The organism is Micromonospora sp. NPDC052213 (assembly GCF_040679695.1).
In the GTDB taxonomy this organism is placed as follows: Bacteria; Actinomycetota; Actinomycetes; order Mycobacteriales; family Micromonosporaceae; genus Micromonospora.
The window spans coordinates 23,842-36,384 of sequence record NZ_JBFAVI010000063.1; the positions used below are offsets into that span (position 1 = coordinate 23,842).

14 protein-coding genes are annotated in these 12,543 nt (G+C 75.1%); 5 read left to right on the forward strand and 9 right to left on the reverse strand.

Going from position 1 to position 12,543, the window contains the following annotated elements; all coding sequences use genetic code 11:
- Positions 1-31: 31 nt before the first annotated feature.
- From AB0L34_RS17340 to AB0L34_RS17355, 4 genes are read right to left on the reverse strand one after another with little or no spacing between them, the layout of a single operon-like run.
- Positions 32-1,276, reverse strand: coding sequence for an ABC transporter permease (locus tag AB0L34_RS17340; RefSeq protein WP_363705433.1), 1,245 nt, complete (start codon positions 1,274-1,276; stop codon positions 32-34).
- Positions 1,276-1,974 (reverse strand): ABC transporter ATP-binding protein, encoded by a 699-nt coding sequence (locus AB0L34_RS17345; protein WP_363705434.1) that lies wholly within the window; start codon positions 1,972-1,974, stop codon positions 1,276-1,278. Before AB0L34_RS17345 ends, AB0L34_RS17340 begins: the two co-directional genes overlap by 1 nt.
- The gene (locus AB0L34_RS17350; protein ID WP_363705435.1) at positions 1,971-3,053 is read right to left on the reverse strand and encodes a peptidoglycan-binding protein; all 1,083 of its coding nucleotides are present in this window, start codon (positions 3,051-3,053) and stop codon (positions 1,971-1,973) included. Before AB0L34_RS17350 ends, AB0L34_RS17345 begins: the two co-directional genes overlap by 4 nt.
- Positions 3,050-3,574, reverse strand: coding sequence for a hypothetical protein (locus AB0L34_RS17355; protein WP_363705436.1), 525 nt, complete (start codon positions 3,572-3,574; stop codon positions 3,050-3,052). The genes AB0L34_RS17350 and AB0L34_RS17355 overlap by 4 nt, the downstream gene beginning before the upstream one ends.
- 159 nt (positions 3,575-3,733) lie before the next feature.
- Between AB0L34_RS17355 and AB0L34_RS17360 the strand changes: the two genes are divergently transcribed.
- A complete protein-coding gene (locus AB0L34_RS17360) occupies positions 3,734-4,390 on the forward strand; it encodes a response regulator transcription factor (protein ID WP_350679041.1) in 657 nt (218 codons plus the stop codon).
- Positions 4,387-5,553, forward strand: a complete 1,167-nt coding sequence (locus AB0L34_RS17365; RefSeq protein WP_363705437.1) for a HAMP domain-containing sensor histidine kinase — start codon at positions 4,387-4,389, stop codon at positions 5,551-5,553. The genes AB0L34_RS17360 and AB0L34_RS17365 overlap by 4 nt, the downstream gene beginning before the upstream one ends.
- 30 nt (positions 5,554-5,583) lie before the next feature.
- On the opposite strand, the gene AB0L34_RS17370 is transcribed toward AB0L34_RS17365, so the two are convergent.
- The 4 genes from AB0L34_RS17370 to AB0L34_RS17385 form a co-directional block, all read right to left on the reverse strand.
- Positions 5,584-6,033, reverse strand: a complete 450-nt coding sequence (locus AB0L34_RS17370) for a nucleoside deaminase (RefSeq protein WP_363705442.1) — start codon at positions 6,031-6,033, stop codon at positions 5,584-5,586.
- A gap of 193 nt (positions 6,034-6,226) precedes the next feature.
- Positions 6,227-6,754 (reverse strand): tRNA adenosine deaminase-associated protein, encoded by a 528-nt coding sequence (locus tag AB0L34_RS17375; protein ID WP_357456284.1) that lies wholly within the window; start codon positions 6,752-6,754, stop codon positions 6,227-6,229.
- 116 nt (positions 6,755-6,870) lie between these two features.
- Positions 6,871-7,038: a hypothetical protein gene (locus AB0L34_RS17380; protein ID WP_350709602.1), complete on the reverse strand. Its 168-nt coding sequence runs from the start codon at positions 7,036-7,038 to the stop codon at positions 6,871-6,873.
- A gap of 111 nt (positions 7,039-7,149) precedes the next feature.
- Entirely contained in the window at positions 7,150-7,497 is a 348-nt protein-coding gene (locus AB0L34_RS17385; protein WP_363705443.1) for a hypothetical protein, read from the reverse strand.
- A 100-nt stretch (positions 7,498-7,597) separates the two neighbouring features.
- Here AB0L34_RS17385 and AB0L34_RS17390 point away from each other — a divergent pair, with 100 nt between their 5' ends.
- Complete coding sequence (locus tag AB0L34_RS17390) at positions 7,598-8,350, forward strand: M23 family metallopeptidase (protein ID WP_363705438.1); 753 nt, start codon at positions 7,598-7,600, stop codon at positions 8,348-8,350.
- A 54-nt stretch (positions 8,351-8,404) separates the two neighbouring features.
- Positions 8,405-9,481, forward strand: coding sequence for a PHP domain-containing protein (locus AB0L34_RS17395; protein WP_363705439.1), 1,077 nt, complete (start codon positions 8,405-8,407; stop codon positions 9,479-9,481).
- Between the two features lie 106 nt (positions 9,482-9,587).
- Here AB0L34_RS17395 and AB0L34_RS17400 read toward each other — a convergent pair whose 3' ends face one another.
- Complete coding sequence (locus tag AB0L34_RS17400) at positions 9,588-10,556, reverse strand: DMT family transporter (protein ID WP_363705440.1); 969 nt, start codon at positions 10,554-10,556, stop codon at positions 9,588-9,590.
- A gap of 234 nt (positions 10,557-10,790) precedes the next feature.
- Here AB0L34_RS17400 and AB0L34_RS17405 point away from each other — a divergent pair, with 234 nt between their 5' ends.
- On the forward strand, positions 10,791-12,461 hold the full coding sequence (locus AB0L34_RS17405; RefSeq protein WP_357456270.1) for a DUF885 domain-containing protein: 1,671 nt from the start codon (positions 10,791-10,793) through the stop codon (positions 12,459-12,461).
- Positions 12,462-12,543 lie beyond the last annotated feature (82 nt).

Here is a 12,543-nt window from a genome sequence, read left to right on the forward strand (position 1 = left end):
CGCGCAGGCGACCACGGACGCACCCGAACCGTCAGGCCAGCGCCTCCGTGGGGGCGAGCCGGGCGGCGCGGACGGCCGGATACAGGCCGGCGCCACCACCGATCGCCAGGGTCGCCGCCACGCCGCCGACCACCGCCCACGCCGGCACCACGGTCGGCCACCCCTGGGAGAGCGCGTAGCCGGCGGTGACCAGGATGCCGAGCAGCACCCCGCCCGCCCCGCCCAACGCGGAGAGCAGCAGCGACTCGGCCAGGAACTGGGTGCGAACCTGCCCCCGGGTGGCGCCCAGCGAGCGCCGCAGCCCGATCTCGGCACGCCGCTCCAGCACCGAGATGACCATCGTGTTCGCCACCCCGACACCGCCGACGAGCAACGCCACCGCGCCGAGGCCCAGCAGCAGGCCGGTGAACGCCTCGTCGGTGGCCTCCGCGGCCGCCAGCGCGTCCGACGGCCGGGACACCTCCACCTCGTTCGGCGCCTCCGGGTTCGCGGTCGCGCCGAGCACCGACCGGACCGCCTCCACCGCCGCCTCCCGCGAGCGGGTGTAGACGGTCGTCGGGTGCCCGTCGAAGCCCAGGTACGTCTCCGCGGCCGGCCAGCCGACCAGCGCCGAGCCGTCCAGCTCCGGGGCGAGCGGGGCCGGCGCCAGGATGCCGACCACGGTGAACCAGCGCCCGCCGAGGTGCACCTGCACGTCCGGGCCGGCCGCGCCGAGCCCGAGCCGCCGGGCGGCGGCGTCGCCGAGCACCACGGCCGGGTACCGCTCGGTGGCCGCGTTCAGCCAGGTGCCGCTGCGTACCGTCGCGCCGACGGTGTCGACCAGCCCGAGCTGGGCGGCCCGGGTGGCGATGCCGCCCGTCTGGCCCGGCGGGATGCGGTCGGAGCGGTAGACCGGGCTCTCCGGCACCTGCCCGGTGGCGGCCACCGCGGTCACCGGCCCGATCCGGCCGATCATGGCGACCGACTCCACCGGGAGCCGCGCCTGCTCGCCGAAGAGCGTGCTGCCCGGGGCCACGGTGAGCAGGTTGGTGCCGAGCCGGTCCAGGGTGCGGTCCAGGTCGGCGCGGGACGACGACGAGATGCCGACCACCGCCACCATCGCCGCGATGCCGATCGCTATGCCCAGGGCGGAGAGAAACGCGCGCAGCGGCCGGGTACGCAGCCCCACCCCGCCGACCCGGAGCACGTCGGCCGGCACCAGCCGGGCCGGCACCAGCCGCGGCCGGTTCTCCACCACCGTCAGCCCACGCCGGTCGCGCCGGGTGTCCACCGCCATCAGCGCACCCCCGCGGAGACCAGCGCCGCCGAGTCGGCCACCACCCGGCCGTCCCGCATCCGCACCTGCCGCGGCAGCCCGTCGGCGATCTCCCGGTCGTGCGTGATCACCACGACCGTGGTGCCCGCCACGTGCAACTCGCGCAGCAGCGTCAGCACCCCGGCACCGGCCACCGAGTCGAGGTTGCCGGTCGGCTCGTCGGCGAGCAGCACCGCCGGCTCCCCGACCACCGCCCGGGCCACCGCGACCCGCTGCCGCTCGCCGCCGGAGAGCTCGTGCGGCCGGTGCGTCAGCCGGTGCCCGAGCCCCACCCGGTCGAGCGCGGCCTCCGCACGCCGCCGCCGCTCGCGCCGGGGTACGCCGGCATAGAGCAGCCCGTCCGCGACGTTGTCCAGCACAGGCGTGCCGGCGGCGAGGTGGAACTGCTGGAAGACGAAGCCGATCCGGCGGGCCCGCAGCGCGGCCAGCTGGCGGTCCGGCAGGATCGCCACGTCGTACCCGTCGATCCGGACCCGGCCGGCGGACGGGCGGTCCAACGTGCCGATCAGGTGCAGCATGGTGGACTTGCCCGACCCGGACGGGCCGACGATCGCCAGGAGCTCGCCGTATCGGATCCGCAGCGACACCTCACGCAGCGCCACGACCCCGCCCGGGTACGTCCGGCTCACCCCGTCCAGCACGACGGCGTCAGCGGTCATGCCGGCATCCCCACGGTCATGCCCTCGGCCACGTCCGGGCCGCTGATCTCGACCCGGCCGGCGGCGAAGAGCCCTGTCGTGACCGCGACGATCCGGCTCCGCCCCGCGTCGACCACCTCCACCCCGTAGCCGCCCTCGGCGAGGGCGAGCAGCGCCGCCACCGGCACGGTGAGCACGTCGGGCCGCTCGGCCGCGGTGAAGGTGACCTCCACGGACGCCTGGTCGTAGCCGGCGAGCTTTGCCGGGTCGGCCACCGACACGGTGACCTCGATCTTCGTCTCGGCCTCGCTGTCCTGCCCCGCCGCGCCGCCGGTGCCGGCGTCGATCACCGTCTGCACGGTCTCGACCTTTCCGTTGACCGGCCCACCGTCGGGCAGGCTGACGGAGACCGCGCCGCCCTTCTTCGCCAGCCGTTGGTCGTCGACCTCCAGCTCGACGGTGACCAACCGGCTGGTGCCCGTGTACGTCAACACCGCCTGGCCCGGCTGGGCCGCGTCCCCGGGCGCCGCCTGCTGGCTCTCCACCCGGACCGCGCCGGCCGCGTAGACGATCCGGCCCGGCTCGACCCGGCCGGTCTCGGGCAGCCCCAGCTTCTCCTGCCACTGCCGGACCGCGTCGGCGGTGCTGCCGGTGTACTCGTCGTCGACCGTGAAGCCGTCGTGGCCGAGCGCGCGCAGGTTCCGCTCGAACTGCTCGACGTCCGCCCCCTCCACCCCTGGTTGGAGCACCCGGTACGCGGGCAGCGGCCCGTAGAGCAGCACCACCGGGTCGTTGTCCACGGCGTAGAGCCGCCCGCCCCGCTTCACCGTCGCACCGGTGTCCGGCACCGCGGTGATCGTCCCGCTCAGCCGGGCGGAGGCGGTGCGGGTGGTGCCGTACCCCAACTCGCCGTCGACGGTCTGGGCGTCGGTCAGTGTCTGCCGGGTGACCGTGGCGGTGGCCGGCGGGGCGGTGTCGGCGGCGGCGGTGCTGCGGTCGGTCCCGTCGAAGCCCACCGCGGCGGCGACACCGACGGCGGCCGCGACCACGACGGCGGCGGCCAGCGCGACCGTCCGGAGCCGGAACCGTCGAGCGCTCACCGCGCGGCTCCGGCGGTCTTCGGTGCGTACTGCCGGCACTTCTCCATCGCGGCCTTCACCTGCTGGTCGTCGACGTTCATCGCGTCGAGCCGCAGTTGGATGCCGCCGTCCGCGGAGGGGTCGGGGAACTCGGGCACGCCGTTCTCGCGCATGCAGGCGGCGAGCTTGCGCATCCGGTCCACCTGCTCCGGGTCGAGCTTCGGCTTCTCTCCGCCGTTCGGCAGGTGCTGCCGGCACTTCTCCATGGCCGCCTGCACCTTCCCCGGGTCGGTCTTCCCGTCGAACCGGAACAGCCGGGCGCCGCCCGGCTCCGGGTCCGGCACCTCCACCCCGTTCTCCCGCATGCACTCGGCGAACTTCAACTGCCGTTCCTCGTCGCCGAGCTGGGCGGCGGTGGAGGCCGACACCGGTTCGGCACCGCCGCCGCCCGCCGTCGCCACCGCCGGTCCGTCGCCCGACCCGCCGCAGCCGGCAACGGCCAGGGCGACCAGCAGCGGCACCGCGAGTAGTCCTCGTCGCATGACACGCTTCCTCTCCGGGCCCGGCGGACGTCGCCGGGCACCCCCCGTTCGGCCCGGCGCTCCACCGGGCGTCCCGACCAGTCGACGACAGGGGGCGTATCCGGGGCGTAACCGTCGGCGTTAACGGCGGCGTTATCCGGGGCGCGGCACCATTGGCGGGTGAGAGTGCTGGTGGTGGAGGACGAGAGCCTGCTCGCGGAGAGCATCGCCGAGTGGCTGCGCCGGGAGGCGTTCGCCGTCGACGTCGCGTACGACGGCGACGCGGCGCTGGAGCGGCTCGGCGTCAACGACTACGACGTGGTCGTCCTCGACCGGGACCTGCCGCTCGTGCACGGCGACGAGGTGTGCCGGGCGATCGTGGACGGCGGCGGGGAGACGCGGGTGCTGATGCTCACCGCGGCGGCGGCCGTCCGGGAGCGGGTGGCCGGCCTGGCGCTCGGCGCCGACGACTACCTGACCAAGCCGTTCGCCCTGGTCGAACTCTCCGCCCGGGTGCACGCGCTGAGCCGGCGGGCCCGCCCCGCCGCACCGCCCACGCTGGCCCGGGCCGGCATCGTGGTCGACCCCGGCCGCCGCGAGGTGCACCGGGACGGCCGGTACGTGCCGCTGTCCCGCAAGGAGTTCGCGGTGCTGGTCGAGCTGCTGCGCGCCGACGGCTCGGTGGTCTCCGCCGAGGAGCTGCTGGAGCGGGCCTGGGACGAGCACATCGACCCGTTCACCAACGTCGTCCGGGTCACCGTGATGAAGCTGCGCCGCAAGCTGGGCGACCCGCCGGTGGTCGAGACCGTGCCCGGTGTGGGATACCGGATCTCGTGAAGCGCCTCTCCCTCCGGGCCCGGCTGACCCTGATCTACGGCGGCCTCTTCCTGGTCGCCGGGCTGGTCCTGCTCGCGGTCACCTACGTACTGGTCGACCAGCGCACGACGCAGCCGGTCGGGATGGCGCTGCGCGACGCCAAGCCGGTCGTCCAGGGGACGGAGCCGAAGATCAACGGCGTCCCGGCCGAACAGCTGCGGGTGCTGGTCAGCAGGGCCCAGGACGACGCCCGGGACCAGACCCTGTACTCGCTGCTCACCCAGGGCGGTATCGCGCTGCTCCTGGTCTCCGTGGTGGCCATCGCGTTCGGCTGGCTGGTCGCCGGCCGGGCGCTGCAACCGCTGCACCAGATCACCGGGACCGCCCGGCGGATCGCCGGCGCCGACGTGGCCGGACGCGGGCTGCACGAACGCATCTCGCTCTCCGGGCCACGGGACGAGGTCCGGGAGCTGGCGGACACCTTCGACGAGATGGTGGAGCGGCTCGACCGCTCGTTCGACGGGCAGCGCCGGTTCGTCGCGAACGCCTCGCACGAACTGCGTACCCCGCTGGCGCTCAACCGTTCGCTGATCGAGCTGGCCGTCACCCGGCCGGGCGCGTCCGAGGACGTCCGCCGGCTCGGCGAGTTGCTGCTCTCGGTGAACGAGCGGCACGAGCGGCTGATCGACGGTCTGCTCACCCTGGCCGACTCGGAGAACGAACTCACCGCCCGGTCCCGGGTGGACCTGGCCGAGGTGGCCGCGCACGTCGTCGACCAGGCGGTCCGGGCGGGCACCGGGCCGGTGGTGGACCGGGAAGACCTGGCGGCGGCGCCGGTCAGCGGCGACCCGGTGCTGCTGGAACGGATCACCACCAACCTGGTGGAGAACGCGCTGCGGCACAACCTGCCGACCGGCGGGTGGGTCGGAATCCGCACCGGCGTGGTGGCGGGGCGGTCGACGCTGACCGTGAGCAACACCGGCCCGGTGGTGCCCGGCTACGAGACGGCGGCCATCTTCGAGCCGTTCCGCCGGCTCGCCGGCGAGCGGGTCGGCGGTGGCCGCGGGTTCGGCCTCGGGTTGTCCATCGTCCGGGCGGCGGCCCGGGCGCACGGCGGCACGGTGACGGCCCGCCCCCGCGACGGCGGCGGGCTGGACGTCACGGTCGAGCTGCCGCCCGCCTGACTCCCACCCCGGGGGAGGGCGGCCGTCGCCTCAGCGGAAGAAGGCGCGCAGCAACGCGGCGCTCTCCGACTCCAGGACGCCGCCGTAGACCTCCGGCCGGTGGTTGAGCCGGCGGTCGCGCAGCACGTCCCAGAGCGAGCCGGCGGCCCCGGTCTTCGGCTCCCAGGCGCCGAACACCACAGTGGACACCCGGGCCAGCACGAGCGCGCCCGCGCACATCGTGCAGGGTTCCAGGGTGACCACCAGCGTGCAGCCGTCGAGCCGCCAGCGGCCCAGCCGCTCCGCCGCCCGGCGCAGCGCCAGCACCTCGGCGTGCGCGGTCGGGTCGCCGGTCAGCTCCCGCTCGTTGCGCCCCGTCGCCAGCTCGGCGCCGTCCGGCCCGTAGAGCACGGCGCCGACGGGAATGTCGTCGGAGCTGTCCTCGCCCGCGCCGCCGGGCTCCGCCGGCCCGGTGACCGCGATCTCCAGCGCCCGGCGCATCCACAGCTCGTGCCGCTGCCGCCGGCCGGCGCCGTCGGGGTCGGCCAGCTCCTCGTGCGCGCCGGGCCCGACCCGGCCGACCGAGCCCGGGGTCGGCTGCCCCGGCCGTACGGTCTCCAGCGCCGGATCGGTGGCGTCGGCCGGCTCGCCGCCACCGGCCCCCGACCGACCCGGCCCGGCGACACCGGACGGGTCAGACCTCACGCAGTTCCTCGACCTCGTCGGCGCAGCCGAGCATCAGGCACACCTCGGCGGTCACGTCGGCGGGCATCATGCCCTCCTGCGCGCAGAGGTTGAGCAGCTTCTGCGCGGGGATGCCCAGGTCGGCCAGGAGGTCGGCGTCGCCGACCGGGTCGGCCTCGGGGTCGACGGCGGGCTGCTGGCTCTCCTCGTCGCCGGACGGGGCCGGGCGCGGCTCGTCGGTGTCGTCCATCCCCGTCACCGAGGTCTTCAGGTCCCCCACCAGCAGCGCGCCCAGCCGGGACTCCTCCGCGTACGCCGAGTCGGAGCCGAAGACCCGCAGGTCCTCCCCCTCGTCCAGGCGCAGGATCACCAGGTACGCGTCGTCCGCCTCGACGAAGAGCAGCGACAGGTCGGCGTCCTGGTCGACGTCGCGCAGCCGGTCGGCGACGTCGTCGACGTCGGTGACGCCCCGCAGGTTCACCTCGGCCGCGGTCCAGCCGCCGCCGTCACGCACGACCGCCGCAGCGAAGTACGACACGGTCCCCCCAAAAAAGCCTCGGCACGCCGACCCGTTACGCGTGCACGTTAGCCGGTCGGGTCGGCAGGCGACCGGTCAACGCCCCGAAGGGCCGGTCAATCCTGAGGAAACTCTCGTCAGCCGGCGACGCGACGGCGGGTGGCGATGAGCTCCCGCAGCCGCTCGCTCCGCACCCGCTGCGGCCGCTCGCGCTGGCGGACCGCCCGGGCACCCGCCAACTCGGCGAGGAGCTGCTGGCGGCGACGGCTGCGCTCGGGATCGAGCCGCGGAGTGGTCCAGGCCATACCGCCGAGGGTGCCGAGTCCGCGCGGCCACGTCAAGACGGGATTCGCTGCGCAGCCGACCCGCGACGCAGCGCAGCCGCGCCGCCGCGCGGACCTCCCCGTGACCGGGGGCTACCAGAGCGGCCAGTCCCCGCTCGACGCCCAGCGCACCGCCACGACGGCGGCGGCGATGCTCCACCCGCCGGCGGTGACGATCGCGACGCCGGTGGCCACCCCCCGGTCGCCGGCGCGGACCAGCAGCAGCGCGGCCAGCCAGGCCAGGGCGCCGGCCGCCACCGTCCACCAGGCGTACTCGGACACGCTGCGGCCGAGCAGGCCGAACAGGAGCAGCCAGACGGTCGCCGCGCCGCCGCCCACGGCGACGCCCGCGCCGGTGACCGGGTGCGGCTCGCGGTAGGTGGGCCGCGACGGCGGCCCGGCGGGGAAGAGCCCCGAGGGGGCACGCGGCACCGGGCGCAGGTCCGGGTCGGGCGGGAAGGCGTACGGTCCGGTCGTCACCCTGCGCCTCCCCTCTGCCGTGCGGCTCGTCCCACCGTACCGACTCTGTCAGGATGTCCGGATGCCCTCGCCGACGATCCGACGCCGCCGCGCGCGTCCGGCGTACCCGGTCCTGCTGTTGCTCGTGCCGGTGCTGGCCGCCGGCTGCGCGACGAGCCGGCCCGGGACGGCACCCGGCACCCCCCGCCCGAGCCTGCCGGTCACGGCCGCGCAGCCGGCGCCGTCGTCCGCCGTCCCGACCGACGCCGCCGCCCCGACCGGCCCGTCGGCGGCGCCGACCCGCGCCGGGCTGCCGCACGTCTTTCCGGTACGCGCGACGAACGTCGCCTACCACCCGACCCACTCGGCCTACCCGGGGACGGACATCTTCGCCGACTGCGGCGAGCCCGTGGTGGCGGTGACCGACGGCGTCGTCCTGGAGGTCAGCCGGGTGGACCGGTTCGACAAGCGGGGGCCACGAGGGCCCTACAACGGCGGGCTGTCGGTCTCGCTGCTCGGCGACGACGGGGTGCGCTACTACGGCTCGCACCTGCGCCGGATCGCCGACGGGATCGACGCCGGCGTGCGGGTGCGGGCGGGGCGGCTGCTCGGCGAGGTCGGCCGGACGGGCAACGCGAACAACGTCTGCCACCTGCACTTCGGCATCTCCCCGCCGTGCACCGGCCGGGACGGCTGGTGGATCCGGCGGGGCGTGGTCTGGCCGGCGCCCTACCTGAACTCGTGGCGGCGCAAGGGCAACCGCGAGCCGGCCGCCGAGGTGGCCGCGTGGCACCGCCGGCACGGCTGCCCGAAGGCCCCGGCGACGACCGGCTGACCGCGCCGCAGGTCGTCCCTGCGACCGGCGGCGCGGAGGCGTATTTTCCTTGGAATGAGCGCCCGGGACCCGATCGCCGATCTCCGCCGGATCGCCTTCCTCCTGGAGCGGGCGAACGAGGCGACCTACCGGGTCCGGGCGTTCCGGTCGGCGGCCGCGGCCCTCGCCGCGCTGCCGGCGACGGAGGTGGCCGAGCGGGCCCGCACCGGCAAGCTCACCGAGCTGTCCGGGGTCGGCGACGTCACCGCCCGCTGCGTCGCCGAGTCGCTCGCCGGCGAGGAGCCGGTCTACCTGCGCCGGCTGGTCGCCACCGAGGGCACCGACCTCGACGCGGCGGCGACCGCGCTGCGCACCGCGCTGCGCGGCGACTGCCACACCCACTCCGACTGGTCCGACGGCGGCTCCCCCATCGAGGAGATGGCGCTCGCCGCGGTCGAGCTGGGCCACGAGTACGTGGTGCTGACCGACCACTCGCCCCGGCTGAAGGTGGCCCGGGGCCTGACCGCGGACCGGCTGCGCCGCCAGCTCGACCACGTGGCGAAGGTCAACGAGGCGCTGCCGGAGGGCTTCCGGATCCTGACCGGCATCGAGGTCGACATCCTCGCCGACGGTTCGCTGGACCAGGACGAGAAGCTGCTGGCCCGCCTCGACGTGGTGGTCGGCTCGGTGCACAGCGGCCTGAACGACGACCGGGCGAAGATGACCCGGCGGATGCTGGCCGCGATCGCGAACCCGCACCTGGACATCCTCGGCCACTGCACCGGGCGGATGGTGTCGTCCCGGCCCGCCGGCGTGAAGGGGCCGGGCGACCGGGCGCACCGGCCGCGTACCCGGTCGGAGAGCGACTTCGACGCGGACGCCGTCTTCGCCGCGTGCGCCGAGCGCGGGGTGGCCGTGGAGATCAACTCTCGGCCGGAGCGGCAGGATCCCCCGAAGCGGCTGATCCGCCGGGCCCTGGAGGCCGGCTGCGACTTCGCCATCAACACCGACGCGCACGCCCCGGGGCAGCTCGACTGGCAGCGGTTCGGCTGCGAGCGCGCCGCCCTCTGCGGGGTGCCCGCCGACCGGGTGGTCAACACGTGGGACGCCGACCGGCTGGTCGACTGGGCGCGCGAGCACGCCGCGAGCTGAGCCGTCGCCTCGCCGACCGCCCCCGGGTCGGGGCGTGCCCCGGCCCCGGGCCCACGCGGCACCGCTCAGCGGTGGGTGGCCCGCGGCGACGTCGGCCCGGGGCCGTTCAGCGAGAGGTGGCCGGCACGATGGCCGGCGCGGCGACGTCGGCCGCCGGCCGACGCCGGCCGATCAGGCCCTGCGAGACGGCGACGCCGAGCAGCACGATCAGCGCGCCGACCGGCTGGTGCCAGGTGAGCCGCTCGTTGAGGGCGAGGGCGCCGATCAGCACCGCGAAGACCGGGATCAGGTAGGTCACGGTGGAGGCGGTGCTCGCCCCGGCGACCCGGATGTTGCGCATGTTGATGACGAAGGCGAGGCCGGTGCCGAGCGCGCCGAGCGCCAGCACGCTGGCCACCACCTCGACCGAGAGGCCGGTCGGCACCGGCGGCGCCCCCGCGACGAACGGCGCGACGACCGCGAGCTGCGCCGCCGCCATCAGCAACTGCGCCGCCGAGAGCGAGAGCCCGGAATGCGTGCTGCCGGCGACGAACTTCTTCTGGTACGGGATGGCGACGCCGTAGCAGGCGGCCGCGCCGAAGCACATCAGCTGCCCGACGAAGTGCGCCCCGCCCACGCCCTGCCAGACGCCGAGCACCACCAGCACGCCGACGAAGCCCAGCGCCAACCCGACCGCGCGGCGGACGGTCAGCCGCTCGGTGCGGAACACCAGCACCGCCAGCGGCAGCACGATCAGCGGGGTGGTCGCGTTCCAGATGCCCGCGAGCATCGACTCGACCCGCTGCTCGCCGTAGCCGAAGAGGGTGAACGGCACGGCGACGCCGAACGCGGCGACCACGGCCAGGTGCGCCCAGACCCGGGGCTCGGTGGGCAGCCGGTCACGGAGCACGGCGAGCACCACCAGCAGCGTCACCGCGCCGGCGACGACCCGGTAGAGGGTGAGGTGCAGCGGGTGCAGCTCCTCGACGCCGACCTTGATGAACAGGAAGCTGGAGCCCCAGATCGCCGCCAGCGCGACGAACCCGGGCAGCCAGCTCCGCAGCGCCGCCCGGTCAGGGGTGATATCCGCTGTCACTCCTGACACTCTGCCGCAGCCCCACGACAATGTCCCGCGACTTTCGGACGTCGTGTCGACCACCACAGCGACCGTCCTACCGGTCGGGACCGCGCCAGTGGAGCGCTGCCACCGGGGTCTTCGCCGGTGCCGGGCCGGCGCGCCGTCACCTGTCCGGGCCGACCTCGCGACCGCTGCCCTGAACACCGCAAACACGCTCGACAACTCGGCGGCCGCGTCGCGTAGGGTCGCAGCGTGGGACGAATCGATGACCTCGCGAACCGGTACGTGGCCGACTGGGCGCCGCTGAGCCCGACCGGCGCCACCTACGTCGGCATTGCCGGCTACGACGGCCAGCTCGACGACCTGTCACCGGACGGGTACGCCGCCCGGGCCGGGCTGATCCGACAGACCCTGGCCGACCTGGACGTGACCGAGCCGGAATCAGAGTCGGAACGGACCGCCAAGGAGGCCATGCAGGAACGGCTCGGCCTCGACCTCGCCCGCTACGAGGCGGGCGAGACGACCAGCGAGGTGAACGTGATCGCCAGCGGCCTGCACGAGGTCCGCATGGTGTTCGACCTGATGCCCACCGAGGGCGACGACGCCAGGGCCAACATCGCCGCCCGGCTGAACGGCTTCGCGGGCGCGCTGGAGGGCTACAAAGCGACGCTGCGCGAGGCGGCCGCCGCCGGCCACGTCAGCTCCCGGGTGCAGTTGGTCGAGGTCGCCAAGCAGTGCGACATCTGGACCGACCCGGACGGCGACAACTTCTTCCACGGGCTGGTCGAGCGGCTGGGCGCCGACGGCAGCCTCGGCGCCGAGCTGCGCCGGGGCGCGGCGGCGGCGACCGCGGCCACCGCCGAGTTCGGGCAGTTCCTCCGTACCGAGCTGGCCCCGCTGGGCCGGGAGAAGCAGGCCGCCGGCCGCGAGCGCTACGAGCTGGCCTCGCAGTACTTCCTGGGTGCCAAGGTCGACCTCGACGAGACGTACGCCTGGGGGTTCGAGGAGCTGGCCCGGCTGGAGACCGAGATGCGGGCGGTGGCCGCCCGGATCGTCGGCCCCGGCGCGAGCATCGACGAGGCGGTCGCGGCGCTGGACGCCGACCCGGCCCGGACCATCCAGGGCAAGGAGGCGTTCCGGGACTGGATGCAGGCGCTCGCCGACAAGGCGATCAGCGACCTGAACGGTACCCACTTCGACATCCCGGAGCAGGTCCGCCGGATCGAGTGCTGCCTCGCCCCGACCAGCGACGGCGCGATCTACTACACCGGCCCGAGCGAGGACTTCTCCCGCCCCGGTCGCATGTGGTGGGCGGTGCCGCAGGGCGTCACGGACTTCTCCACCTGGCGCGAGGTGACCACCGTCTACCACGAGGGCGTGCCGGGTCACCACCTCCAGGTCGCCCAGACCGCCGTCCGCGCCGAGCTGCTCAACCGCTGGCAGCGGCTGCTCTGCTGGGTCTCCGGGCACGGCGAGGGCTGGGCGCTCTACTCGGAGCGGCTGATGGACGATCTGGGTTACCTGGACGACCCGGGCGACAAGCTCGGCATGCTCGACGGGCAGGCGTTCCGGGCCGCCCGGGTGATCGTCGACATCGGCATGCACCTGGAGCTGGAGATCCCGAAGGACAACCCGTTCGGCTTCCACCCGGGCGAGCGCTGGACGCCGGAGCTGGGCTGGGAGTTCATGCGGGCGCACTGCCGGGTGCCCGACGAGAACCTGCGTTTCGAGCTGAACCGCTACCTCGGCTGGCCGGGGCAGGCCCCCTCGTACAAGGTGGGCGAGCGGATCTGGCTCCAGGCCCGCGACGAGGCGAAGGCCCGCAAGGGCGCCGACTTCGACCTGAAGGAGTTCCACCGCCAGGCGCTCGACCTGGGCTCGCTCGGGCTCGACCCGCTGCGCAGGGCACTCGCCCGCCTGTGAGGTGCGGTGCGGGGCCGGAGGGACACCGGCCCCCCCCCGCCAAATTCGGCGACCCTCGCCCCCCCGGCCCCGGGGGCGGCGC

Coding starts and splice junctions, on each gene's coding strand:
- AB0L34_RS17340 (WP_363705433.1), bottom strand. CDS start 1,276: ATGGCGGTGGACACCCGGCGCGACCGGCGTGGGCTGACGGTGGTGGAG.
- AB0L34_RS17345 (WP_363705434.1), bottom strand. CDS start 1,974: ATGACCGCTGACGCCGTCGTGCTGGACGGGGTGAGCCGGACGTACCCG.
- AB0L34_RS17355 (WP_363705436.1), bottom strand. CDS start 3,574: ATGCGACGAGGACTACTCGCGGTGCCGCTGCTGGTCGCCCTGGCCGTT.
- AB0L34_RS17370 (WP_363705442.1), bottom strand. CDS start 6,033: ATGCGCCGGGCGCTGGAGATCGCGGTCACCGGGCCGGCGGAGCCCGGC.
- AB0L34_RS17380 (WP_350709602.1), bottom strand. CDS start 7,038: ATGGCCTGGACCACTCCGCGGCTCGATCCCGAGCGCAGCCGTCGCCGC.
- AB0L34_RS17390 (WP_363705438.1), top strand. CDS start 7,598: ATGCCCTCGCCGACGATCCGACGCCGCCGCGCGCGTCCGGCGTACCCG.
- AB0L34_RS17395 (WP_363705439.1), top strand. CDS start 8,405: ATGAGCGCCCGGGACCCGATCGCCGATCTCCGCCGGATCGCCTTCCTC.